We start from the raw sequence: 23243 nt of genomic DNA on the forward strand, positions 1-23243 counted from the left end.
ACTTTTTGTGAACAAAAAGTAGCAAAAAAACTTTGTTAAACTGGGCCCGTGCCGCTCGAGCGCCTCAGGCCCAGCGTAACCAAAAGTTTTTGCGCCGCTTTTTTCAAAAAGCGGCCACTTTCTTCGGCTTTTTCGCGGCCGGCATCGGTGTTTTGTCCGCGTAGGTGCAAAACGCCGCGCCCGGGCAGCGCCAGCAATCCGGGGCGCGTGCTTTGCACAGATAACGCCCGTGCAGGATCAGCCAGAGATGCGCCGGTTTCAGCATCGCTTCGGGGATGCGTTTGAGCAGCGAATCTTCCACCGCGCGCGGGGTGGCGCCGGGCGCCAGGCCGGTGCGGTTGCCGATGCGGAAAATATGCGTGTCCACCGCCATGGTGGCGTGGCCGAATATTTCGTTCAGCACCACGTTCGCGGTTTTGCGGCCGACGCCGGGCAGCGCCTCCAGCGCCTCGCGGTCGCCCGGCACCTCGCCGCCGTGGCGCTCGAGCAAAAGTTGGGAGAGCGCGATGACGTTCTTCGCCTTGGCTTTCCACAGCCCGATCGTCTTGATGTAGTCGCTCAAGCCCGGCTCGCCGAGGGCGACGATGTCGGCCGGGCCGGGTGCTACGGCGAAAAGCTTTTTGGTCGCGCGGTTCACGCCCACGTCCGTGGCCTGGGCCGACAGCACCACCGCCACCAGCAACTGGTACGGTGTGTTGTATTCGAGCTCGGTGCGCGGGTTGGGGTTGCCGCCGGCGATGGCGGTGAGGAACGGGCCGATATCCGCCGGTTTCATCAATTTGGTGCGGGTGCGCACGGGGCGTTTCGTCGCTTGCGCAGGGGCTGCCTCACTCTTTCGTGCGGCGGTTTTCGCCAGTCTCGCCATTTTATCCTTGCCTGTCGTCCGAGCTGTGCAATCTATGCGGTATGGACGTGCCCACCGCCAGTGCTGCCCGGCTGATGTTCGAGGCGCAAGTCAAACCGCACCGCTCGCTATCGCGCCGTGGCCTTGGATTGGTCATCGCCGGTATGTGCCTGGCGTCGCTGTCCGTCACCAGCCTGATGGCGCTGCTCGGCGCCTGGCCGGTGATCGGCTTCAATGGCGCGGATCTGCTGCTGGCCCTGGTGCTGATCTGGGTGAATGTGCGCGCGGCCCGGGCGTACGAGACCATCCGGCTGAGCGAGACCGAGCTTTCCGTGCTGTGGTGTGACGCCAGCGGGCGGCGGAGGCTCATGTCGCTGTCGCCGGCCTGGGCGAACGTGGAACTGGAAGAGCGCGCCGGCACAGTGCCGAAATTGTTGCTGAGGACGCGCGGCACCTCCTGGGAGGTGGCGCGGCAGCTGGGCGAGACGGAGAAGCGCGACCTCGCCGCCGCCTTGGGCCGCGCTCTGCATCGCTGGCGCAACCCACGGTTCGACAACCCGCAATTGCGCTGAGGATTCGATCAGGCAAAAGATTTCCTATAATTTCATATTTGCGTGATAGAGCCGATGCCCGAATCTACGAGAAAGTGCCGCCTATGGACCAGCTGACCCAGGAAGACATTCGTCTCGGCGTCGCGGATCAGACTATCAGAAGGGCGGTCGTAGACCTTGGCTCCAATTCGGTGCGCCTCGTCGTGTATGAGGGCGACGCGCGCAACCCTGTGCAGATTTTCAATGAAAAAGCCGTGCTGCGCCTGGCGAAAGGCATGACCGGCACCGGCCGCCTGGATCCGGCGACGATGAACCAGGCGGAGACGGTGCTGTGCCGCTACGCCGCCATCGTCCGCGCCATGGGGGCCTCCTGCTTCGAGGTGCTGGCCACGTCCGCGGTGCGCGACGCCGCGAACGGGGCGGAGTTTGTCCAGCGCATGCACGCGCTGGAGCCGGACATGCGCATCAGCATCCTCTCGGGCGAGCAGGAGGCCACACTCGCGGCCGAGGGGGTGCTGTGCGGCATTCCCGCGGCGGACGGGATCCTGGCCGATCTTGGCGGCGGCTCGCTGGAACTTGTGCGGCTGGAGGCCGGGCGCATCGGCACCGCGGCGACCTTGCCGGTGGGTGTGATCCGCCTCGCCGACCGCGCCGGCGGCGACCTGATCAAGGCGCGCAGCATCGTCAGCGCGGCGCTGGAAACGGCGCCCTTCGTCAATGCCGCTTCGGGGCGGGATCTGTATTTGTCGGGCGGCGGGTTCCGCGCCTTGGCGCGCATCCATATCGCCCAGACCGGTTACCCGCTGAACATGGTGCATCATTACACGATCGGCTGGGAAGAGGCGCGCGACTTGGCGGGGGTGGTGAACGAGGCGGGGCGCAAGCTGATCGAGCGCATGCCCGGCGTGCCGCGCCGGCGCATCGAGGATTTGCCGTACGCCGCGCTGATCCTGCGCCGCCTGCTGCGCGCCTCCGGCGCCAAGCGCGTGGTGTTCAGCGCCAACGGGCTGCGGGAGGGCTGGTTCGCCCGGCAGATCCCGGCGGAGATCCGCGCCGAAGACCCGCTGCTCGCCGCCGGGCGCGATCTGACCCGTGGCACGCTGCGGGACCCGAAATTGCCCCCGGCTTTGATCGGCTGGACCGCGCCGCTCTTTCCCGGCGAGACCGAGGCGCAGCGGCGCCTGCGCGAAGCGGCCTGCTGGCTCTCCGACATCGGCAGCCACGAGCATCCGGAATACCGTGCCGAGCAGGCGTTTCTGCGCGCGTTTCGCCAGCCGGGCGTCGGCGTGGACCACCACGCCCGCGCCTTTCTCGGTCTGACCTTGGCGTTGCGCTACGAAGCCTGCGCCGACGCCGGCTTCCTGGCGCCAGCGCGCACGCTGCTGGATATGCAGGCTGCGCGGCGGGCCGAGACGCTCGGCGTTGCCCTGCGGCTGGCCTACACGCTCTGCGCCGGCACGCCGCAATTGCTGGCCGGCACCCAGCTCTCCATCGCGCCGGGGCGGCTGACCCTGGCGCTCACCGAGGCGGTCGGCGTGTTCGCCGGGGATTCAGTGCTGCGCCGGCTGGAACGGCTGGCGCAGATGCTCGGTATGGAAGCTGAGACCGAGCGCTGGTAAGCAAGGAAGGCTACTTTTTGTGAACAAAAAGTAGCAAAAAAACTTTATTTACTCTGGGCCGTGGGCGTTGTCCGCGACACAGCCCATGCCCTCCGGGGCTATTCCAACGGTGCTACGCACCGCCGGAACCTTCAGCCCCTCCGCCCAGCATAACAAAAGTTTTTGGTGCCGCTTTTTTCAAAAAGCGGCCACTTACTTAGCGCTTCGGCAGCATATCCACGCCGATATGCCATTTATTGAAAATCGCCGCGTAGGTGCCATCCGCCATCACGTCGTGCAGCGCGCCGGTGAGGGCGGCCTGTAGCCCCGGTTGGCTTTTCGACACACCGATGCCGGAGAGGATCTTGAAATAGGCCGGGCCGCCGACCTCGAACTGGCTGGGGTCGAGCGCGCTGTAATACAAGGCGGTCTCATAGGCGACGCCGTAGGCCGCGACCTGGCCGAACTGCACTTGCTGCAGCGCCGGCGCGTTCTCCGGGAACATGACGATGGTGATCGGCTTTTTGCCGGCTTTGACCAGCGCAACATTGGCCGCGGTCAGCAGGTTGGTGGCGGTGGTGCCGGTGACGGTCGCGGCCTTTTCGCCGGACAGGGCCCCCGGGCCGCTCAGCAACGGCTTGCCGGTCTTCAGAAGGAAGCCCTCGCGCGTGTACATATAGGGGATTTCGTTGATCACCTTGAGCCGTTCCGGCTTGATGAACAGGCCGGAGAGCACGGCGTCGCAATGTCCGGCGAGCAGGTTCGGCACCAGCCCGGCGAAGGGCATGTTGATCCATTTCGCAGTGACGCCGAGGCGTTTGGCGAGCGCATCGCCGAGATCGATGTCGGAGCCTTCGGGCTGCTGCGAGTCTGAGAGAAATTCCAGAGGCGGCAGCGTGAGGGACGAGCAGAAGGTAATGGTTTTCGTCGCGGTGATGTTCGCCGGCAGGGCGGCGCTGGCGGCCTGCGCGGAATGCGGCATGGCCAGAGCGGCGAGGCCAAGCGCGGCGACGCCGAGGCAAAGAGAACGGGGGGACAGCTTCATGGCGGCGAGCTCCGAGATCAATTCAACAAGGCGCAAAGCGCGCCCCGAGAGCGGAGTTGATCACCCGTTTTCCGCGGCAACAAGCCATGCCGGCGCACATAAAATGCAGCCCCAGACAAGAGCGGCAACGAAACAAGCGGCTATTGCTTGAATCTTGTTTCGTTGCTGAGAACATAAGCAAAGCGGGCGCGGCCCTGGTCGTCGCGCCCGGATAATCAGCCAAACAGTTTCAGGGCGTTGAGCAGCGTGTGGTACACGCCCCAGGCGAGCGGGACGAGCACGATGGCCCAGTAAATCCCCAGCCGCAGGCTCGTGGTCTCGGTGTTCATGGCGTTCTCCTCATTCCGCCGGCGCGGAAATATGGCGGATATGCGTGCCGACCGGCCCGACCGCGAGGTTGCACAGTGCGCCGATCAGCAGCAGCCCGGCCATGATGTACATGGTCACGGAATAGGCGTCGGCCTTATCGACGCCCTGGGCGATCTGATACTGGCGGATATAGTCCACCAGCACCGGTCCCAACACGCCTGCCGCGGACCAGGCGGTGAGCAGCCGGCCGTGGATGGCGCCGACATAGGAGGTGCCGAACAAATCCTTCAAATAGGCCGGAATGGTAGAGAAACCGCCGCCATACATGCTGAGGATGATGCCGTAGCACAGCACGAACAGCGCGATGCTGCCGGCCCGGGCGATGCTGGGCACTGAGGCGTAGAGCACCAGGCCGAGCAGGAAAAACACGAAATATGTCGCCTTGCGGCCGATATAGTCGGACACGGAGGCCCAGAAGAACCGCCCGGCCATGTTGAACAGGCTGAGCAGCCCGACGAAGCCGGCCGCCGCCACCGGTGTGACATTGCCGTGGAACATTTCCTGGATCATCGGCGAGGCCTGGCTGAGCACGCCGATGCCGGCGGTGACGTTGAGGAACAGAATGGCCCAGAGCAAATAGAATTGCGGCGTACGCACCGCGGTGGAGACCTCGTAGTGATGATCCGAGATCAGCCGTGAGGTGCTGGCCGCCGGCATATAACCCGCCGGACGCCAGCCCGGAGGCGGCACGCGCACGATCGCCGCGCCGATCAGCATGAACACCGCATAAACGATGCCGAGCGTGACGAAGGTGGGCGCGACGCCGAGGCTGGTGGGCGTTGCATAATGGTGCATCAGCGCCACCGAGAGCGGCGAGGCGATCATCGCGCCGCCGCCGAACCCCATGATGGCCATGCCGGTCGCCATGCCCGGCCGGTCGGGGAACCAGGTGATCAGCGTGCGCACCGGGGAGATGTAGCCGATGCCCAGGCCGCAGCCGCCGAGCACGCCATAGCCGAGAAACAGCAACGGCAAATTGTGCACTTCAATGCCCAGCGCGCCGATGAGGAAGCCGCCGCCAAAGCACAAGGCCGCCGCGGTCATTGCCTTGCGCGGCCCGACACGGTCCAGCCAGGAGCCGGTGAAGGCCGAGGCGAGACCGAGGAACAGGATGGCGACGGAGAAAATCCAGCCGACATCGACCAGCGACCAGTCACCGGGCGCCGACGCCTTGAGGCCGATCAGCCGGGTGAGCGGCAGGTTGAACACGCTAAAGGCGTAAACCTCGCCGATGCAGAGATGAATGCACAACGCCGCCGGGGGAACCAGCCATCGGCTGAAACCCGCAGGCGCCACAATGTGGTCGCGGTCGAGAAAAGCAAACAAACCCATGAGACATTTCCTTTCTTTTTATTCTTATTTGAAAGGCCCCCCTGTCTTGGCGACAGGGGATACGCAAATGTCGTTTTCGGCTGGTCGTTACTTTGGCAAATTTTCCCGAAATTTCAACAGAGCCTGCCTGGGGATCTCATCGAGGCCGGCGCCGCCGGCATCGATATAGGCCAAAATCCGCGTCAGCATGCGTTTTTCCCAAAACGCCTTGAGATGCGTGGCCGTCTCGTCGACCGCCTCCTGGTGCGGCCGCAATATGAACGCCTTGCCGATCTGGTTGGCCATGTAGACCAGCCGGTCTTCCATCTTGCTCATTCTGCCGCCACCGCATCGATGCGCCGCGCCGTTTTGGAATGCGCCTGATAATCGCGCTGCCATTCGGTCGGGCCGTTGGAGTGCGACACCTGCACCGCCGTCACCTTATATTCTGGGCAGTTGGTCGCCCAGTCGGAATAGTCGGTGGTGATCACGTTGGCTTGCGTCACCGGATGGTGAAACGTGGTGTAGACCACGCCCAGCGCCATGCGGTCGGTGACCTTGGCGCGCAACGTCGTCTCGCCCGAGCGGCTGGCCAGCTTCACCCATTCGCCGTCCTTGATGCCGCGGGTTTCGGCATCGTGCGGATGGATCTCCAGCACATCTTCCGGATGCCATTTCTCGTTTTCGGTGCGCCGCGTCTGCGCCCCGACATTATATTGCGAGAGGATGCGGCCGGTGGTGAGCAGCAGCGGGAAGCGCGGCCCCGTCTTCTCGTCCGTCGCCACGTAATCGGCGATCATGAAGCGGCCGCGGCCGCGCACGAAATGGTCGATATGCATGATCGGCGTGCCGTCCGGCGCCGCCTCGTTGCACGGCCATTGCACCGAACCTTCGTGCTCCAGCTTCTCGAAGGAGACGCCGGCAAAGCTCGGCGTGGTGCGGGCGATCTCGTCCATGATCTCGGACGGGTGGGCGTAGTCCATCTTCATGCCCATCGCCCGCGCCAGCATCTGCGTGATCTCCCAGTCCGCATAGCCGTTCTTCGGGCTCATCACCTTGCGCACGCGCTGGATGCGGCGCTCGGCGTTGGTGAACGTGCCGTCCTTCTCGAGGAAGCTGGAGCCGGGCAGGAACACATGCGCGTAGTTCGCCGTCTCGTTCAGGAACAGATCCTGCACCACCACGCATTCCATGGCGGTCAGCCCGCCGACGATGTGCCGCGTGTCCGGATCGGACTGCGCGATGTCCTCGCCCTGGACATAGAGGCCGCGGAAGGAACCATCCATCGCCGCGTCGAGCATGTTGGGGATGCGCAGGCCCGGCTCGGGCGACAGGGATACGCCCCAGTCGCGTTCGTAAATGGCGCGCACCGCGTCGTTGGACACGTGCCGGTAGCCGGGGAACTCATGCGGGAAGCTGCCCATGTCGCAGCTGCCCTGCACGTTGTTCTGGCCGCGCAGCGGATTCACGCCGACGCCGCGCCGGCCGATATTGCCGGTCGCCATCGCCAGGTTGGCGATGGCGATCACCGTGGACGAGCCCTGGCTGTGTTCGGTCACGCCCAGCCCGTAATAGATCGCGCTGTTCGGCCCCGCCGCATAAAGCCGCGCCGCGCCGCGGATTTCCGCCGCCGGCACGCCGGTCAGCATCGCCACCGCTTCCGGGCTGTGCTCGGGCTTGCGGATGAACTCCGCCCACTCGGCATATTCTGCCCAGTCGCAACGCTCGCGGATGAACGCCTCGTTGGCGAGGCCCTCGGTGACGATGACATGCGCCAGCGCATTGACGATCGCCACGTTGGTGCCGGGGCGCAGGGCCAGATGGTGCGATGCCGCGACATGCGGGGTGCGCACCAGGTCGATGCGGCGCGGGTCGACGACGATCAGCTTCGCACCTTCGCGCAGGCGTTTTTTCATGCGCGAGCCGAACACCGGATGGCCGTCGGTCGGGTTGGCGCCGATCACCAGGATCACGTCCGCCTCGTCGACCGAATCGAAATCCTGCGTGCCGGCCGAGGTGCCGAAGGTTTTGCCGAGGCCATAGCCGGTCGGCGAGTGGCAGACACGGGCGCAGGTATCGACATTGTTGTTGCCGAAGCCGGCGCGGATCAGCTTCTGCACCAGATAGGTTTCCTCGTTCGTGCAGCGCGAGGAGGTGATGCCGCCGATCGCATCCTTGCCGTGCTCGCGCTGGATGCGCTTGAACTCGGCGGCGGTGTGGGCGATCGCCTCTTCCCAGCTCACCTCGGTCCAGGGGTCGGTGATCCTGGCGCGGATCATCGGCTTGGTGATGCGGTCCTTATGCTGGGCGTAGCCATAGGCGAAGCGGCCCTTCACGCAGGAATGGCCGTGATTCGCCTTGCCGTCCTTGTAGGGCACCAGGCGCACCACGTCCTCGCCGCGCATCTCCGCCTTGAACGAGCAGCCCACGCCGCAATAGGCGCAGGTGGTCACGGCGGAATGTTCCGGCTGGCCCATCTCGATCACCGATTTCTCCATCAGCGTCGCGGTCGGGCAGGCCTGCACGCAGGCGCCGCAGGAGACGCATTCGGAGTCGAAAAATTGTTCGGACATGCCGGGCGAGACTTTCGAGCCGAAGCCCGAGCCTTCGATGGTCAGCGCGAACGTGCCCTGCACTTCCTCGCAGGCGCGCACGCAGCGCGAGCAGACGATGCATTTGGCCGGGTCGAACTGGAAATACGGGTTGGAAACGTCCTTGGCGGCGTCGAGATGGTTGGAGCCGTCATAGCCGTAGCGGACCTCGCGCAGGCCGACCGCGCCGGCCATGTCCTGCAGCTCGCAATCGCCGTTGGCCGAGCAGGTGAGACAATCGAGCGGGTGGTCGGAGATGTAGAGTTCCATCACGCCGCGGCGCAGCTTCGCGAGCTTGGCGTTCTGTGTGTGCACCACCATGCCTTCGGCGACGGGGGTCGTGCAGGAGGCCGGGGTGCCGGCGCGCCCTTCGATTTCCACCAGGCAGAGCCGGCAGGAACCGAAACTGTCCAGCATGTCGGTGGCGCAAAGCTTGGGAATTTGCGTGCCGATCTCGGTCGCCGCGCGCATCACCGAAGTGCCTTCCGGCACGCTGACGTGCTGCCCGTCGATGGTGAGCGTCACCAGCTTGGTGGCGGCGCTCGGCTTGGTGCCGTAATCGATTTCGTGAATCATGCCCATGACGAAAACTTCCTATTCAGCGGCCAGCTTTGCGGCCGGGCCGCGAAAATCTTCAGGAAAATTCTTGATCGCGCTCATCACCGGATAGGGCGTGAAGCCGCCCAGCGCGCACAGCGAACCGAATTTCAAGGTCTCGCACAGATCGGTGACCAGAGCGAGATTGCGCTCCACCGCGTCGCCGGCGATGATCTTGTCGATTGTTTCGGTGCCGCGCGTCGAGCCGATGCGGCAGGGGGTGCATTTGCCGCAGGATTCATGCGCGCAGAATTCCATGGCAAAGCGCGCCATCTGCGCCATGTCGACGGTGTCGTCGAACACCACCAGCCCGCCATGGCCGACCAGCCCGTCCTTGGCGGCGAACGCCTCGTAATCATACGGCGTGTCGAACTGGCTAACGGCGAAATAGGCGCCGAGCGGGCCGCCCGCCTGCACCGCGCGCACCGGCCGGCCGGAGGAAGTGCCGCCGCCGATATCATCGATCAGCTCGCCGAGGGTGATGCCGAACGCGGTTTCGAACAGGCCGCCATGCTTGATGTTGCCGGCCAGCTGCACCGGCATGGTGCCCCGCGAGCGGCCCATGCCGAAGGCGGCGTAGGCTGGCGCGCCCTCGGCGAGAATCCACGGCACGGCGGCGAGCGAGATGGTGTTGTTGATCACGGTCGGCTTGCTGAACAGGCCGATGAGCGCCGGGATCGGCGGTTTTGCCCGCACCTGGCCGCGTTTGCCTTCCAGGCTGTCGAGCAACGCGGTCTCCTCGCCGCACACATAGGCGCCGGCGCCCTCGCGCACTTCCAGGCGGAAATCTTCCAGCAGCCCGGCGCGCGCGGCGAGGTCGATCGCCGCGCTCATCATGCGGATCGCATAAGGATATTCCGAACGCGTGTAGATATAGCCGCGGGTCGCCCCGACCGCGCGCCCGGCGATGGCCATGCCTTCGACCAGGCAGAACGGGTCGGCTTCCATGATCAGCCGGTCGGCGAAGGTGCCGGAATCGCCTTCATCGGCGTTGCAGACGATGTATTTCTGCTCGGCGGACGCGGTGCGGACGGTTTCCCACTTGATGCCCGTGGGAAAGCCGGCCCCGCCGCGGCCGCGCAGGCCGGAGGCCTTCACCTCGGCGCAGATTTCGGCGGGGCTCATGGCACGGGCCTTTTCCAGGCCGGCAAAGCCGCCCAAGGCGCGATAGGCGTCGAGGTCCAGCGGGTCGGCGAGGCCGCAGCGCGCGAAGGTCAGGCGCTGCTGCTTCTTCAGGAACGGAATCTCCTCCACGAGGCCGAGATATTTCGGATGCGCCGTGAGGTCGCCGAACAGAGCCGGCACGTCGGCCGGGGTGAACGGGCCGAAGCCGACACGGCCTTCCGCGGTTTCGATCTCCACCAGCGGCTCCAGCCAGAACAGGCCGCGCGAGCCGTTGCGCACCAGGGTCACGTCGCGGTCACGCGCGGCGGCGTCACGGCGGATCGCCTGGGCGATGCGGTCGGCGCCAAGCGCCAGGGCGGCGCTGTCTTGCGGCACGAAAATGCGCATCAGACCGCCTCCGCCGCCAGGGCCTTCAGCCCCTCAAGATCCATCCGCGCATGCGGTTCGCCATCCAGCATGGCGCTCGGCGCGCAGGCGCACAGGCCCAGGCAATAGACCGGCTCCACGGTCAGCCGCCCGTCCGGCGTGGTGCCGCCCCATTCCAGCCCGAGTGCTGCGAGGAAGGCCCGCGCCTGGGTCTCGCCGCCCATCGACTGGCAGGCCTCGGCGCGGCAGATTTTCATCTGGTGCCGGCCCTGCGGCGCCAGGCGGAAATCGTGATAGAAACTCGCCACGCCGTAAACCTCGGCGCGGGTGACGTTCAGCCGCTGCGCGACCAGCCGCATCGCCGGTTCGGAGATGTAGCCGAAGGCCGCCTGCAGGGCGTGCAGAATCGGCAGCATCGGGCCTTCCTGGCCGAGATGGGCATCGATGAGGGCGTTGGTTTCCGTCTCGTTCCAGCCGGGGGATGGAATTGATTGGCTCATGAGAAAAGGCACTCCACTTCATTTAACAGTGTAGTTCCTCTCATATTTGTGCACAATACTACGCAAGCGTGCTGCAATAGCACAAGCCTATTGAACGGTCACGCCTTCAGCAGCGTGAGGCGCGCCGCCTCGGCCACCAGGGCCTCCGCGAGCGGCGATAGCGGGTCGCGGTCCGGCAGCACCAGGCCGACTTTATGGACCTCTTCCGGCTCGACGATCGGGATCGCGCGCAGCCTTGTTGTCAGGCCGAATATTTCCGCGAGTTTCTCCGGCATGACGCAGGCCCAGCGGCCGGTCTGCACGTGGCTGATCAGCACGACGATCGAGTTGGATTCGAGGGTGGGCTCCGCCACCACCCCGTTTTGGCGCAGCAGCTGGTCGATGATGCGGCGGTTCTGCATGTCGGGCGTCAGCAGACAGAGGGGAATTTTTCCGAGCTCGGCCCAGGTCACCTGGGCGCGGTCGCCGAGCGGCGCGGAGGGCGAGGTGAGCAGGCGGTAGCGCTCCTCATAGAGCGGAATGCAGCGGGCGCGGCCGACCGGCTCGTTGTCGAGATAGGTGATCCCGGCATCGATCTCGAGATTGTGCAGCCGCGCCAGCACCTCGCTGGAGGTGCAGGATTGCAGGCTGAACCGCACCCCCGGGTGGCGCTCGCGAAACGGCGTGGTGAGCTCGGTGAGGGTCGCCAGCGCTGTCGGGATCGCGGCGATGCGCAACAGACCGCTCATCCCCTGGCGCAGCTGATTCACGTTGTCGCGCATGGCATAGACATCGCCGGTGATGCGCCGTGCCCAGTCCAGCACGATCTCGCCTTCCGGCGTAAAGCCCTGAAAGCGCGAGCTGCGCAGCACCAGGGGAACGCCGAGCAGATCTTCCAGGGCGCGGATGCCCGCGGAGAAGCTCGGCTGCGCCACGCCGCATCGCTCCGCGGCGCGGCCAAAATTACGCTCCGCCGCCAGGGCGATCAGGTATTCGAGTTTGCCAAGCATGAAAGAGTCTCCGCGATCTAATCGTTACTAATAACCCTGATTGAACTCGCGCAAGACACTGCGTAGTTTGGCCTCGTCGTCTTCAGAGGGGAACGCCTGATGCCCGACGTCCAAGTTACAGTGCCGCCTGCCAAGCCGGAAGCCAAGGCCATCTTTGCCCGCTCCTGGATCGAGCGTCTGGGGATGAACCGGGTGTGGGCCTCGATCGCCGATCGCGGCCGGCGTTTCGCGCTGTTGCCGGCCACTTCCATCGGCCCCGCAGAGCGGGCCCGCCTGCTCGCCGAAACGCTGATCTCCAACCGTGGCGAGGCGTCGGGGGCGGCCGTGGCGCGCGAGCTGCACGGCGTGCTCTCCACGCTCGATGCCGCGCAGCGGCTGGAATTCTATCGCTTCCTGGCGACGAATTTTGCGCCCGAGCCGGCGCGCCTCGCCGCCGCCGCGCAAGCCTATCTGGCCGAGGCGACGGCGCGCACCGCCGCCGACCTGGCCGACGCGGCCGAGCCGGTGCGCCAGGAATTGCTGCGGCGGATGAACATGTCGCGCGGCGGCACCGCCATGCTGGTGGCGATGCGCAAGGAGATTCTTTCGCTGGCGAAGGCGCATCCGGAGCTGCTTCCGCTGGAGACGGACCTGCTGCACCTGCTGGCCTCCTGGTTCAACCGGGGCTTTCTGGAAATGCGGCGGATCGACTGGAACACGCCGGCGGCGGTGCTGGATAAATTGATCGCCTATGAGGCGGTGCACGAAATCCAGGGCTGGGACGATCTGCGCCGTCGCCTGGCGTCGGACCGGCGCTGCTTCGGCTTCTTCCACCCGGCTTTGCCCGGCGAGCCGCTGATTTTCGTCGAGGTCGCCCTGGTGACCGGCCTGGCCGGCGAGGTGCGGAGCCTGCTGGCGCGCGACACCGATGAGGAGGAACAGCGCCTGAGCGCCGCCCAGGCCGACACGGCGATTTTCTATTCCATCTCGAACTGCCAGGATGGGCTGCGCGGCGTCTCCTTCGGCAATTTCCTGATCAAGCAGGTGGTGGAAGAGCTGCGCACCGAATTGCCGCAGCTCGTGCGGTTTTCGACCCTCTCCCCGGTGCCCGGCTTCGCGAGCTGGCTGGCCAAGCATGGCTCCGACGAAAGCCTGCTGGCGAACGCCCTGTGGCCGGCGGACCGTGCGGCGCTGGCCTTGCCGAAATGGTGGGACGGCCCGGCCGCCGCTGCGCTGCAAGCCCCGCTGCTGCGGCTCTGCGCCGCCTATCTGACCAGCGTGCGCAAGGGCCGGGGCGCGCAGGATCCGGTGGCGCGCTTCCATCTCGGCAACGGCGCGCGGCTGGAACGGATCAATTGGATGGGCAATTCCGAGCCGCGCGGCCTCAAGGAATCGTACGGCATCATGGTCAATTATCTGTATGACATCGCCACCATCGAGGCGAACCACGAAGCCTATGCGCGGGAGCAGGTGATCGCCCGGTCCGAGGAGGTGGAGGCGCTGCTCCACGAACCGGCGCCGCCGAAACGCCGGCGCTTTCCCGCCCTGCGGGCCGGCGAGCGATGAGCGTGGACCGGCTGCCCCCGATCGCCGAGGCCGATCTGACGCCGGCCCAAGCGGCGGCGAAAGAGGCGCTGCTCGGCGGCGCGCGCGGCGTGTTCCAGGGCCCGTTCATTCCGCTGCTGCGCAACCCGGCACTGCTCGGCCGCGTGGAAAAACTCGGCGCCTATCTGCGCTATGAGAGCCCCCTGCCCGGCCGCATCCGCGAATTCGCCATCCTGGTCGTGGCCCGCGCCTACAGCCAGCAGGTGGAATGGGCGATCCATCAGCCTTTGGCCTTGCAGGAAGGCGTGCGCCCGCTGGTGGTCGCCGCCATCGCCGAGGGCCGCCGGCCGGAACTGATGCCCGAGGACGAAGCCGTGACCTGGGAGTTTCTCGCCGAGCTGGAGACGCATCGCAGCGTCAGCGATGGCACATATGCCCGCGCCGTGCGCCAGTTCGGCGAGGCGGGAATGCTCGACCTGGTCGCCATCGCCGGCTATTACGGCCTGCTCGGCCTGGTGATGAACACCGCCCGGACGCAAGCGCCGGACGGCGCGCGACTGCCGCCGCTGTCCTGAAAATAGAAGAAAGGAAGCACTACTTTTTGTGAACAAAAAGTAGCAAAAAAACTTTATTTACTCTGGGTCATGGGCTGTGTCGGCGACAATGCCCATGGCCCAGCATAATAAAAGTTTTTTGCGCCGCTTTTTTTCAAAAAAGCGGCTGCTTGCTTCCTTCTTTCCTAAAGCGCGGTCTTCAGCCGAACCGCCAGTTCGCCGATCACGCCGCGGCGGAACACCAGCACGCAGGCGACGAAAATGACGCCCTGGATGACGATCACCCAGGCGCCGAACGGCGCCAGGTAATATTGCATGGCGACGACGATGAGCGCGCCGATCAGCGGCCCGAAAATCGTGCCGATGCCGCCGAGCAGCACCATCAGCACCACCAGCCCGGAGGCGGCGGAGCCGACATCGGACAGGGTCTCGATGCCCATCACCATCGCCTTGGTGCCGCCGGCGATGCCGGCGAGCATGGCGGCGAGGATGAACGCGACCCATTTATATTGCTCGACCTTGTAGCCGAGCGAGATGGCGCGCGGTTCGTTCTCACGGATCGCCTTCACCACTTGGCCGAAGGGCGAATGCATGATGCGGTGGACGAACAGGAAGCAGGCGAGAAAAATCACCGCCACCAGCGCATACATGGCCCGGTCGTTGGCGAGCGGCAGCACCCCGAACAAGGCGCCACGCGGGATGCCCTGGATGCCATTCTCCCCGCCGGTGAAACGCGTGGCCTGCACGGCGAAAAAATAGACGATCTCCGCGAGCGCCAGGGTGATCATCGCGAAATAGATCGTCTGGCGGCGGATCACGAGCCAGCCGAACAATGTGCCGAGCGCGCCGGCGCCGAGCGCGGCGGCGATGATCCCCAACTCCGGCGTCAGGCCCAGGCTCTGCACCAGATAGCCGGTGATGTAGCCGCCGAGGCCGAAATACGCCGCCTGGCCGAGCGAGAGCAGGCCGAGCGAGCCCATCAGCAGGTTTGCGCCCATGGCGAACACGGCATAGCACATCACCTGCATCACCACGATCGGGTAGAAAAAGAACGGGGCGAGGATGATGGCCAAGACCATCAGCATGAGGCCGATGGACTGTGCCTTGGTGAAACCGAAATTCATGCGAGCTTTCCGAACAGGCCGGCGGGCCGCGCCAGCAACACGATGGCCATGACCACGAACACCACCACAGCCGAACCGGGGGGATAGAACACGTCGGTGAAGCCTTCGATGATGCCAAGCGCGAAGCCGGAGAGAATGGCGCCGCCGATCGAGCCCATGCCGCCGATCACCACCACCGCGAACACGGTGTTGATCAGGTCCGAACCCATGTTGGGATTAACGGAATAAAGCGGCGCCGCCAGCACGCCGGCCAGCCCCGCCAGCCCGACACCGAAGGCGAAGGTGAGGGCGATAAGGCGCGGCACGTTGACGCCGAAGGATTGCACCAGGCCGGGATTGGCCGTGGCGGCGCGCAGCAAGGCGCCGAGCCGGGTTTTTTCGATGAGGAACCAGGTGGCGCCACAAACCAGGATTGCCGCGAAAATGACGAAGCCGCGATAGACCGGCAGATACATGAAACCGAGATTGACGACGCCCGAAAGCGCATCCGGCGCATTGTAGCTGACGCCGGAGCTGCCGAAATAATTGGTGAAGCCGCCTTGCAGGATGAGCGCGAGACCAAAGGTGAGCAGCAGGCCGTAGAGAATATCGAGCTTATAGATGCGGCGGATGAGGGTGCGCTCGAGCAGCAGCCCGAACGCACCGACAATGACGGGGGCCAGAAACAAGGCCCACCAGAAATCCAACGACAGATAAGTGAGCAGCCCCCAGGTGACGAAGGCCCCCACCATGAACAGCGCGCCATGCGCGAAGTTGATGATTCTCAGCAGGCCGAAAATGATCGCCAGCCCCATCGAGAGCATGGCGTAGAACGAACCGTTGATGATGCCGAGCAGCAATTGCCCGAACAGCAGCGGCAAGGGCTTGCCGAAAATCATCAGCATGGGCTTAAGCCTTCACTAGCGGGCAGCCTTCGGTGGCCATCGGCTGGAAGGTCTGGTCCGCCGGGGTGGTGTGCACGAGATCGTAATAATCCCAGGGGATGCTGCTCTGGCCAGGCTTTTTCACGCGGAACAGAAAAGACGGGCACATGAAGCGGCCATCTTCGCGGATCGAGCAATGGCCGAACGCGTCATCGTCGGTGGGCATGCTCTTCATCTGCGTTACCACCGCAGCGCCGCTGGCGGCGGCATCAACGCCGATCTTGTCCACCGCCTTGAGGAAGTGCATCGTGCCGGAATAGCAGCCGGCATGGCCCATCGAAGGATAGTTGGCCGGCGTTTTCGGCAGCACGCGCTTGGTGAAGGCGCGGGTGCGCTCGTTCAGGTTCCAGTAGAAGCTCTCGGTCAGCACCAACCCCTGCGCGGTCTCCAGCCCGATGCCGTGAATGTCGTTGAGGAAGATCAGCAGGCCGGCGATGGTCATGCCCGACTGCGTGATGCCGAACTGATGCGCCTGCTTGATCGAGTTTACCGTGTCCTTGCCGGCATTCGCGAGGCCAAGCACGTTGGCCCCGGCAGACTGCGCCTGCACCAGATAAGATGAGAAATCGGTGGTCTGCGGAAACGGATAGTCGACATCGCCGACCACGGTGCCGCCAGCGGCTTTCACCACCGCCGATGTCTGGTCGCGCAGCAACTGGCCGAAGGCATAGTTGGCGGTGATGAAGAACCATTTCTTGCCGCCCGCCGCCACCATCGCGCCGCCGGTGGAATGCGCCAGCATGTAGGTGTCGTAGGTCCAGTGAATGGTCTGCGCGTTGCATTTCGCGCCGGTCAGCAGCGTGGTGCCGGCGTTGGAATTGATGTAGGTCTTGTTCTTTTCCGCGGCGACGCCGGCGATCGCGAGTGCGACGGCGGAATTGGGTACGTCGATGAGCAGATCGACGCCATTGTCGAACCATTGCCGCGCCAGGCCGGCGCCGACATCGGGCTTGTTCTGGTGGTCGCCCTGGATGACGGTGATGTCGTAGCCTTTGTTGGCGGCGCCGAAATCCTGCAGCGCCTGGCGCACGCAGGCGACCGAAGTCTCGCCGCCGATATCGCTATAGGGGCCGGAAAAATCGCTGCACACGCCGATGGTGAGTTTTTTGTTCGCGGCGCGTGCCGGCTGGCTGGGCAATGCGCCCGCGGCGGCGGCCGCCGCTGCGGTGCCGAGAACGGAACGTCTTGTGATTTTCATGGTGGTGTCTCCTCAGGATTTAGTTTTTTGGTTGGTATGGTTGGCGGTCAGATCCCCAGGCGTTGCTGTAGCGCCTCCATGCGGTTCTCGAGCTGATCGGCTTGGATCATGTCCACGACCTGTCCGTGCTCGACCACGTAGTGCCGGTCTGCCAGTTTCGCCGCGAAGCGGAAATTTTGTTCCACCAGCAGCACGGTAAAACCGCGCCGCTTGATCTCGGCGATCATCCGGCCGATCTGCTGCACGATCACCGGCGCCAGCCCCTCGGTCGGTTCGTCGAGCAGCAGCAGTTTCGCGCCGGTGCGCAGGATGCGCGCGATCGCCAGCATCTGCTGCTCACCGCCGGAGAGTTTGGTGCCGGGGCTTTTCGCCCGCTCCTTGAGATTCGGAAACAGCGCGTGGATGTCGGCGATGCTCATGCCGCCCGGGCCCACGACCGGCGGCAGCAGCAGGTTTTCCTGCACCGAGAGATCGGCAAAAATGCCGCGATCCTCAGGGCAGAAACCGATGCCGGCACGGCCCACGATGTCCGGCCGGGCGCGGATCAGTTCCTGGTCGCGGAAGCGGATGCTGCCGGTGCGCTTGGGCAGCAGCCCCATGATCGCTTTCAGCGTCGTGCTTTTGCCGGCGCCGTTGCGGCCGAGCAGCGTTACCAGCTCGCCTTCGCGCACCGTGAAATGCATGCCGTGCAGCACGTGGCTTTCATCGTACCAGGCGTTCAGGCCCTCCACTTCAAGCATGGTCGGTCCCCAGATAAGCGGTGATCACGTCCGGGTTCCGGGAGACCGTCTGGTAATCGCCTTCGGCCAAAATCTTGCCGCGCGTGAGCACAGTGATGCGGTCCGAGAGTCCGGACACCACCGAGAGATTATGCTCGACCATGAGAATCGTGCGGCCCGCACGCAGGGTTTTGATCAGCTCGACGATGCGCGCCACGTCGGTCTCGGTCATGCCGGCGGTCGGCTCGTCGAGCAGCATCAGCTCCGGCTCCAGCGCCAGCGTGGTGGCGATTTCCAAAGCCCGCTTGCGGCCATAGGAAAGTTCCGCTGCCGGAATCTGCGCGGCATCGGTCAGCCCGACGGCGGCGAGCAATTCACGCGCGCGGTCGTTGAAGCGCCGCAGCACCGCGTCGCTGCGCCAGAAATCGAAATTGCCGCCGCGTGCACGCTGCAACGCCACGCGCACATTTTCCAATGCGGTGAGATGGCCGAACACGGCGGAGATCTGGAAGCTGCGCACCATGCCGCGGCGCGCCACCTCGGCGGGCTTCAAGCCGGTGATGTCTTCGCCCTTGTAGCGAATCGTGCCGGCGCTGGGCTGCAGGAATTTCGTCAATAAATTGAAACAAGTCGTTTTCCCGGCCCCGTTCGGGCCGATCAGCGCATGGATGCTGCCCGCCATCACGCGCAGGCTGACGTCACTGACAGCGGTGAAACTGTTGAAAATCTTGGTGAGACCGGTGGTCTCTAGAACCGCTTCAGCCAATCGTTTCGTCCCAACTTTGAATTATGTCGTTGGCGAATGTCTGGCATGCCGCGCGCGAAGGTGCAACACGGATTAAGAAAGCGGCCGCTTTTTGAAAAAAGCGGCGTAAAAACTTTTATTTATGCTGGGTCCTGGGTGGTGTCGCCGATACAGCCTACAAAAAGTAGCGCTTGCTGTCCTTATTTTCTAGGCAAGCCCGCCGATCTGTCCATCGGCGTCGATATAGATCTCCTCCGCCGCGGCGTGGCGGGGCAGGCCGGGCATGGTGAGGATCTCGCCGCACAGCGCCACCACGAAACCGGCACCGGCGGAGAGCCGGACCTCGCGGACTCTCAGGTTGAAGTTTTCCGCGGCGCCCTTCAAAGCCGGGTCGGCGGAAAAACTATACTGCGTCTTGGCCATGCAGACCGGCAGGGCACCGAAGCCGGCCGCCTCGAACGCTTGCAACTGGCTCTGCGCTGCCGGCTCGAAGCTCACTTCCGCGGCGCCGTAGATCTCCGTCGCGATGGTGCGGATCTTCTGCTCCAGCTTCATGTCGTTGGGGTAGAGGAGCCGGAAGGAAGATTGCTGCTCGGCCAGCGCCATCACCGCTTCCGCCAGCGCCAGCGCGCCCTGGCCGCCTTCGGCCCAATGGTTGCAGGGCACCGCCTGCACGCCGATCGCCTGGCAGGCGGCTGCCACGGCGGCGAGTTCGGCCGGGGTGTCGGCGGTGAAACGGTTGATCGCCACCACCACCGGCAGGCCGAATTTCTGCATGTTGCGCACATGGCGCACGAGGTTGGCGCAGCCCGCCTGCACCGCCGCGACATTTTCTGGGCCGAGTTCCTTCAGCCCCAGCCCGCCATGCATTTTCAACGCGCGCACGGTGGCCACCACGACGCAGGCGGCGGGCGCAAGGCCGGCCTCGCGGCATTTGATGTCGAGGAATTTCTCGGCGCCGAGATCGGCGCCGAAGCCGGCCTCGGTGACCACGTAATCGGCCAGGCCGAGCGCGGTCTCCGTGGCGAGGATCGAGTTGCAGCCATGCGCGATGTTGGCGAACGGCCCGCCATGGATGAAAGACGGCGTGCCTTCCAGCGTCTGCACCAGGTTCGGCGCGAACGCGTCCTTCAACAAAGCCGTCATCGCGCCGGCGGCGTTCAGTTCATGGGCGCGGACCGGCCGTTTGGCCATGTCACGGCCGATCACGATATTGCCGAGCCGGGTCTCCAGATCCTTGAGGGAACGGGCGAGGCAGAAGATCGCCATCACCTCGCTGGCGGCGGTGATGTCGAACCCGGTTTGCCGCGGCGTGCCGTTATTCGCGCCGCCCAGGCTCACCACGATGTCGCGCAAGGCCCGGTCGTTGAGGTCGACCACGCGCCGGAAGGCGATGCGCCGCGTGTCCAGCCCCAGTGCGTTGCCCCAGTAAATATGGTTGTCGATCATCGCGGCGAGCAAATTATGCGCGGCCGAGATGGCGTGCAGGTCGCCGGTGAAATGCAGGTTGATGTCCTCCATCGGCACGACCTGGGCGTAGCCGCCGCCGGTGGCCCCGCCTTTGGCGCCGAAGCATGGCCCGAGGCTGGGCTCGCGCAGGCAGATGGCGGCCCGCACCCCCTGCCGGCGCAGCGCATCGCCCAGCCCGATCGTGGTCGTGGTCTTGCCCTCGCCGGCCGGCGTCGGGCTGATCGCCGCGACCAGGACCAGCTTGCCGCGCGGCCGGGCGGCCGCCTGCGTAGCGAAATCCAGCGCCACTTTCGCCTTGTGCGGGCCGTAACGATACACCGCCTCGGGCGGAATGCCGAGGCTGGTGGCGATCTCCTGGATCGGGGTCAGGCGCGCGGCGCGGGCGATGTCGATGTCGGGGGAAACAATGCTTGCGGACATTTTTGTCGCCTAGCACGGCCCGGTGAGCGGCATAAAGAGCGGAAATGCTTCGTTCGTCGGATGATTTGATCGAAGTCAAGGCCGGCGGGCCGAATCGATGGGCGTATTGGGGGCCGTTGAGAGGAACAGCATCCATGCCGGACCAGTTTCAGAGTCAGCGTTACCCCGGGGACCCGCTCGCGATGTTCGAATTGTCGCGAAACATGCTGCTCGCGCAGCAAAAGATGATGCCCTCGACCCGGATGTTCGAGCGGTTCAGCGAAGCCGCGCGCAGCGTCGCCCAGGCGCATATGGCGTACTGCCAGGCCCTGATGCGTGCCAACGCGGTGCTGCTGAGCGCGATGATGGAACGCCCCAACCCGTGGCCCGCCGCCCAGGAGCGGCCCAGCGTCGACGCCAAAAAAAGCGATTTCACGCAACCGTGATGCGCGTTCTTGCGCTTGCCGGCTGACGGGCGCATCGCCCGGCTGAACGATATTGTTCAGCGATCCCGGCCGCCGCCAATCAGCCTCTCCACGATGAAAGGTTATTCGCGTTATGCCCGATACCACTGATTTGTTGAGCGGCGGCAGCGCTTCGCGCGCGCGGATGGGCAAAGTGGGCAAAGTGGCGCCGGAGCCCGCGCCACCGGCCGCGGTTTCGCCGGTACCGGCAATGCAGCCGGCGCTCACCGAGCCGGAGGCTGTACGTAATTTCGACCGCCGGCTGCATGCCGCCCAGGCGCGCTTCACCGGCGGGCTGTCGCCGGTTGCCCTCGCCATCGCCTGGGCGGACTGGTTCATGCTTCTCGCCAACCAGCCGGGGCGGCAGGCGGCTCTGTTCCACCTGGCGGCGACGGACGCCACCGCGCTGCTGCGCCAGTTCATCGGCCTGCCGGAAGAGACGCTGGCTCCGGCCCCGGAAGATCATCGTTTTCTCGATTCCGGCTGGCAACGCGGGTATTTCGCCCTGGCGCAGCAAAAGTTCCTGCGCCTGGAACGTTTCTGGCAAATGGCCACCACGGGGCTGCCCGGCCTGTCGAAGCCGCATGAGCGGTTCGTCAGTTTCATGACGCGGCAGGTCCTTGATATGTTCGCGCCGCCGAATCTGCCTTTCCTCAACCCGGAGGTGCTGGCCGCGTGCCAGACCACCGGCTTTGCCAATCTGGAGGAGGGGAGCAAGCATTTCATCGCCGACCTGGTCGCGGCCGGCACCACCCGCGAGCAGGAATTGCCGCTGGTCCCCGGCAAGGACGTGGCCATCACCCCCGGCCAGGTGGTGTTCCGCAACAACCTGATCGAGCTGATCCAGTACAGCCCCACGACCGCCACGGTGCGTCCGGAGCCGCTCCTGATCGTGCCGGCCTGGATCATGAAATATTACATCCTGGATTTGTCGCCGCAAAACTCCATGGTGCGCTACCTGGTGTCTCAGGGATTCACCGTGTTCTGCATCTCCTGGCGCAATCCGGACCAGTCGTTGCGCGACGTTGCCTTGGACGATTACCGAAGCTGCGGCGTGATGGCGGCGGTCGATGCGGTCAGCGCCATTTGCGACGGGGCGAAAATCCACGCCGTCGGGTATTGTCTGGGCGGCACGCTGCTCGCGGTCGCCGCCGCTGCCATGGCCCGCGACCATGACAACCGCCTCGCCAGTCTGACGCTCCTTGCCGCGCAGACCGATTTCACCGAAGCCGGCGAGCTGCAGCTTTTCATCAGCGAGACGCAGCTTGCGTTTCTCGACGACGTGATGTGGGCGCAGGGCTACCTGGATTCCTCGCAGATGGCGGGCGCCTTCCAGATGCTGCGCACCAACGATTTGATCTGGTCGCATCTGGTGCGCCGTTATTATCTGGGTGAGGACGACCATCCGAACGATCTGATGTCCTGGAACATGGACGCGACGCGCATGCCCTATCGCATGCATTCGGAATATCTGCGCGCGATGTTCCTGGAGAACGACCTGGCCGAGGGGCGGTTTCTGGCGGGGGGGCGGAAGATTTCGCTCGCCGACATCCGCTTGCCGGTATTCCTCATCGGCACCGAGACCGACCATATCGCGCCCTGGCGCTCGGTCTATAAGTTCCAGATGCTGAACCCGGGCGACGTCACCTTCGTGCTCACCTCCGGCGGGCATAATGCCGGAGTGGTCAGCGAGCCTGGGCACCGGCACCGGCATTTCTGCCTGCTCAACCGCAAGCCGGGCGATCTCTACGTGCCGCCCGAGGAATGGCAGGAAGCCGCGGTTTGCCAGCAAGGCTCCTGGTGGCCGTCCTGGGCCGGCTGGCTTGCCGCGCGTTCCGGTGCGCCGGTGCCGCCGCCGCCCGAAGGCCGACCTGACGCCGATCTTTCCGTGCTGGAACCGGCCCCGGGGCGGTACGTGCGGCAACGCTGAGGCACGACCAGCCGCCGCTTTCGTTAGGTAAGAAATGGCGGCGCAAGAGGCCCGCCCAGGCGGGCTCGGGCGCTGAAACAGCGTGCATTCATGCGGTTGAGGGCCGATCGCGGCATGGCGCCGTCTGGCCGCGGCCGGCCGGCGCCGCGGGTTGTTAGTTTACCTAAAACTAATAATAACTATACCGAAGCGAAAAAATCCCCTGGCGCTGATCCAAGCCCTCCGCTACAAGCGACGCAACTCTGCACTATTATGCAGGGAGCGACTAACAAGATTGAGGGAACAAATACATGCCAGTGCAGAAGGG

Annotated in this window: 21 protein-coding genes; 6 read left to right on the forward strand and 15 right to left on the reverse strand. The window is 64.9% G+C overall.

The genetic code is table 11. The features are described from left to right. Positions 1 to 103: 103 nt before the first annotated feature. A complete protein-coding gene (gene nth, locus VNC39_RS08000) occupies positions 104 to 775 on the reverse strand; it encodes an endonuclease III (RefSeq protein WP_325397977.1) in 672 nt (223 codons plus the stop codon). A 131-nt stretch (positions 776 to 906) separates the two neighbouring features. Here nth and VNC39_RS08005 point away from each other — a divergent pair, with 131 nt between their 5' ends. Both VNC39_RS08005 and VNC39_RS08010 read left to right on the forward strand, forming a co-directional pair. After that, positions 907 to 1416, forward strand: coding sequence for a DUF2244 domain-containing protein (locus tag VNC39_RS08005; RefSeq protein ID WP_325397940.1), 510 nt, complete (start codon positions 907 to 909; stop codon positions 1414 to 1416). 83 nt (positions 1417 to 1499) lie between these two features. After that, positions 1500 to 3014 carry a Ppx/GppA family phosphatase gene (locus VNC39_RS08010; RefSeq protein ID WP_325397942.1) on the forward strand — a complete coding sequence of 505 codons (1515 nt, stop codon included), beginning with the start codon at positions 1500 to 1502 and terminating at the stop codon, positions 3012 to 3014. A 196-nt stretch (positions 3015 to 3210) separates the two neighbouring features. Here VNC39_RS08010 and VNC39_RS08015 read toward each other — a convergent pair whose 3' ends face one another. The 8 genes from VNC39_RS08015 to VNC39_RS08045 all read right to left on the reverse strand — a co-directional run bounded on the left by VNC39_RS08015 (position 3211) and on the right by VNC39_RS08045 (position 11886). Next, the gene (locus tag VNC39_RS08015; protein ID WP_325397944.1) at positions 3211 to 4038 is read right to left on the reverse strand and encodes an ABC transporter substrate-binding protein; all 828 of its coding nucleotides are present in this window, start codon (positions 4036 to 4038) and stop codon (positions 3211 to 3213) included. Positions 4039 to 4253: 215 nt separating this feature from the next. After that, complete coding sequence (locus VNC39_RS17510) at positions 4254 to 4367, reverse strand: MFS transporter small subunit (RefSeq protein ID WP_413788785.1); 114 nt, start codon at positions 4365 to 4367, stop codon at positions 4254 to 4256. Between the two features lie 10 nt (positions 4368 to 4377). Continuing rightward, positions 4378 to 5739, reverse strand: coding sequence for an L-lactate MFS transporter (locus VNC39_RS08020; RefSeq protein ID WP_325397946.1), 1362 nt, complete (start codon positions 5737 to 5739; stop codon positions 4378 to 4380). Positions 5740 to 5826: 87 nt separating this feature from the next. Next, a complete protein-coding gene (locus VNC39_RS08025) occupies positions 5827 to 6054 on the reverse strand; it encodes a formate dehydrogenase subunit delta (RefSeq protein WP_325397948.1) in 228 nt (75 codons plus the stop codon). Beyond that, on the reverse strand, positions 6051 to 8891 hold the full coding sequence (gene fdhF / locus VNC39_RS08030; protein WP_325397950.1) for a formate dehydrogenase subunit alpha: 2841 nt from the start codon (positions 8889 to 8891) through the stop codon (positions 6051 to 6053). The genes VNC39_RS08025 and fdhF overlap by 4 nt, the downstream gene beginning before the upstream one ends. A 12-nt stretch (positions 8892 to 8903) precedes the next feature. Next, positions 8904 to 10418: a formate dehydrogenase beta subunit gene (locus VNC39_RS08035; protein WP_325397952.1), complete on the reverse strand. Its 1515-nt coding sequence runs from the start codon at positions 10416 to 10418 to the stop codon at positions 8904 to 8906. Continuing rightward, the gene (locus tag VNC39_RS08040; protein WP_325397954.1) at positions 10418 to 10897 is read right to left on the reverse strand and encodes a formate dehydrogenase subunit gamma; all 480 of its coding nucleotides are present in this window, start codon (positions 10895 to 10897) and stop codon (positions 10418 to 10420) included. Before VNC39_RS08040 ends, VNC39_RS08035 begins: the two co-directional genes overlap by 1 nt. 98 nt (positions 10898 to 10995) lie before the next feature. Continuing rightward, positions 10996 to 11886, reverse strand: a complete 891-nt coding sequence (locus VNC39_RS08045; protein ID WP_325397956.1) for a LysR family transcriptional regulator — start codon at positions 11884 to 11886, stop codon at positions 10996 to 10998. A gap of 99 nt (positions 11887 to 11985) precedes the next feature. Here VNC39_RS08045 and VNC39_RS08050 point away from each other — a divergent pair, with 99 nt between their 5' ends. Continuing rightward, positions 11986 to 13431 carry a malonyl-CoA decarboxylase gene (locus tag VNC39_RS08050; RefSeq protein WP_325397958.1) on the forward strand — a complete coding sequence of 482 codons (1446 nt, stop codon included), beginning with the start codon at positions 11986 to 11988 and terminating at the stop codon, positions 13429 to 13431. Next, a complete protein-coding gene (locus tag VNC39_RS08055) occupies positions 13428 to 13985 on the forward strand; it encodes a carboxymuconolactone decarboxylase family protein (RefSeq protein ID WP_325397960.1) in 558 nt (185 codons plus the stop codon). Before VNC39_RS08050 ends, VNC39_RS08055 begins: the two co-directional genes overlap by 4 nt. Before the next feature lie 164 nt (positions 13986 to 14149). Here the strand turns inward: VNC39_RS08055 and VNC39_RS08060 are convergent, their stop codons facing one another. From VNC39_RS08060 to VNC39_RS08085, 6 genes are all read right to left on the reverse strand, one after another. After that, a complete protein-coding gene (locus VNC39_RS08060; RefSeq protein WP_325397962.1) occupies positions 14150 to 15088 on the reverse strand; it encodes a branched-chain amino acid ABC transporter permease in 939 nt (312 codons plus the stop codon). Further along, positions 15085 to 15972, reverse strand: coding sequence for a branched-chain amino acid ABC transporter permease (locus VNC39_RS08065; protein WP_325397964.1), 888 nt, complete (start codon positions 15970 to 15972; stop codon positions 15085 to 15087). Before VNC39_RS08065 ends, VNC39_RS08060 begins: the two co-directional genes overlap by 4 nt. A gap of 4 nt (positions 15973 to 15976) precedes the next feature. Further along, on the reverse strand, positions 15977 to 17209 hold the full coding sequence (locus tag VNC39_RS08070; protein ID WP_325397966.1) for an ABC transporter substrate-binding protein: 1233 nt from the start codon (positions 17207 to 17209) through the stop codon (positions 15977 to 15979). A 47-nt stretch (positions 17210 to 17256) separates the two neighbouring features. Then, the gene (locus tag VNC39_RS08075; RefSeq protein ID WP_325397968.1) at positions 17257 to 17949 is read right to left on the reverse strand and encodes an ABC transporter ATP-binding protein; all 693 of its coding nucleotides are present in this window, start codon (positions 17947 to 17949) and stop codon (positions 17257 to 17259) included. Then, positions 17942 to 18694 carry an ABC transporter ATP-binding protein gene (locus tag VNC39_RS08080; protein ID WP_325397970.1) on the reverse strand — a complete coding sequence of 251 codons (753 nt, stop codon included), beginning with the start codon at positions 18692 to 18694 and terminating at the stop codon, positions 17942 to 17944. Before VNC39_RS08080 ends, VNC39_RS08075 begins: the two co-directional genes overlap by 8 nt. Before the next feature lie 186 nt (positions 18695 to 18880). Next, positions 18881 to 20563 carry a formate--tetrahydrofolate ligase gene (locus VNC39_RS08085; protein WP_325397971.1) on the reverse strand — a complete coding sequence of 561 codons (1683 nt, stop codon included), beginning with the start codon at positions 20561 to 20563 and terminating at the stop codon, positions 18881 to 18883. 134 nt (positions 20564 to 20697) lie between these two features. Here VNC39_RS08085 and VNC39_RS08090 point away from each other — a divergent pair, with 134 nt between their 5' ends. Then, on the forward strand, positions 20698 to 20988 hold the full coding sequence (locus VNC39_RS08090; protein WP_325397973.1) for a hypothetical protein: 291 nt from the start codon (positions 20698 to 20700) through the stop codon (positions 20986 to 20988). Between the two features lie 112 nt (positions 20989 to 21100). Beyond that, on the forward strand, positions 21101 to 22936 hold the full coding sequence (locus VNC39_RS08095) for a PHA/PHB synthase family protein (RefSeq protein ID WP_325397975.1): 1836 nt from the start codon (positions 21101 to 21103) through the stop codon (positions 22934 to 22936). Positions 22937 to 23243: the final 307 nt, after the last annotated feature.

This window comes from Acidocella sp. (genome assembly GCF_035535915.1).
Classification (GTDB): Bacteria; Pseudomonadota; Alphaproteobacteria; order Acetobacterales; family Acetobacteraceae; genus Acidocella.

Excerpts from the sequence above, each read along its gene's own strand:
- VNC39_RS08020 (WP_325397946.1), bottom strand. The coding sequence starts at position 5,739 with ATGGGTTTGTTTGCTTTTCTCGACCGCGACCACATTGTGGCGCCTGCG.
- VNC39_RS08075 (WP_325397968.1), bottom strand. The coding sequence starts at position 17,949 with ATGCTTGAAGTGGAGGGCCTGAACGCCTGGTACGATGAAAGCCACGTG.
- VNC39_RS08025 (WP_325397948.1), bottom strand. The coding sequence starts at position 6,054 with ATGAGCAAGATGGAAGACCGGCTGGTCTACATGGCCAACCAGATCGGC.
- VNC39_RS08065 (WP_325397964.1), bottom strand. The coding sequence starts at position 15,972 with ATGCTGATGATTTTCGGCAAGCCCTTGCCGCTGCTGTTCGGGCAATTG.
- VNC39_RS08005 (WP_325397940.1), top strand. The coding sequence starts at position 907 with ATGGACGTGCCCACCGCCAGTGCTGCCCGGCTGATGTTCGAGGCGCAA.
- VNC39_RS08085 (WP_325397971.1), bottom strand. The coding sequence starts at position 20,563 with ATGTCCGCAAGCATTGTTTCCCCCGACATCGACATCGCCCGCGCCGCG.
- VNC39_RS08090 (WP_325397973.1), top strand. The coding sequence starts at position 20,698 with ATGCCGGACCAGTTTCAGAGTCAGCGTTACCCCGGGGACCCGCTCGCG.
- VNC39_RS08015 (WP_325397944.1), bottom strand. The coding sequence starts at position 4,038 with ATGAAGCTGTCCCCCCGTTCTCTTTGCCTCGGCGTCGCCGCGCTTGGC.
- VNC39_RS08095 (WP_325397975.1), top strand. The coding sequence starts at position 21,101 with ATGCCCGATACCACTGATTTGTTGAGCGGCGGCAGCGCTTCGCGCGCG.
- VNC39_RS08070 (WP_325397966.1), bottom strand. The coding sequence starts at position 17,209 with ATGAAAATCACAAGACGTTCCGTTCTCGGCACCGCAGCGGCGGCCGCC.
- VNC39_RS08010 (WP_325397942.1), top strand. The coding sequence starts at position 1,500 with ATGGACCAGCTGACCCAGGAAGACATTCGTCTCGGCGTCGCGGATCAG.
- VNC39_RS08060 (WP_325397962.1), bottom strand. The coding sequence starts at position 15,088 with ATGAATTTCGGTTTCACCAAGGCACAGTCCATCGGCCTCATGCTGATG.
- fdhF (WP_325397950.1), bottom strand. The coding sequence starts at position 8,891 with ATGGGCATGATTCACGAAATCGATTACGGCACCAAGCCGAGCGCCGCC.
- VNC39_RS08040 (WP_325397954.1), bottom strand. The coding sequence starts at position 10,897 with ATGAGCCAATCAATTCCATCCCCCGGCTGGAACGAGACGGAAACCAAC.
- VNC39_RS08045 (WP_325397956.1), bottom strand. The coding sequence starts at position 11,886 with ATGCTTGGCAAACTCGAATACCTGATCGCCCTGGCGGCGGAGCGTAAT.
- VNC39_RS08035 (WP_325397952.1), bottom strand. The coding sequence starts at position 10,418 with ATGCGCATTTTCGTGCCGCAAGACAGCGCCGCCCTGGCGCTTGGCGCC.
- nth (WP_325397977.1), bottom strand. The coding sequence starts at position 775 with ATGAAACCGGCGGATATCGGCCCGTTCCTCACCGCCATCGCCGGCGGC.
- VNC39_RS08055 (WP_325397960.1), top strand. The coding sequence starts at position 13,428 with ATGAGCGTGGACCGGCTGCCCCCGATCGCCGAGGCCGATCTGACGCCG.
- VNC39_RS17510 (WP_413788785.1), bottom strand. The coding sequence starts at position 4,367 with ATGAACACCGAGACCACGAGCCTGCGGCTGGGGATTTACTGGGCCATC.
- VNC39_RS08050 (WP_325397958.1), top strand. The coding sequence starts at position 11,986 with ATGCCCGACGTCCAAGTTACAGTGCCGCCTGCCAAGCCGGAAGCCAAG.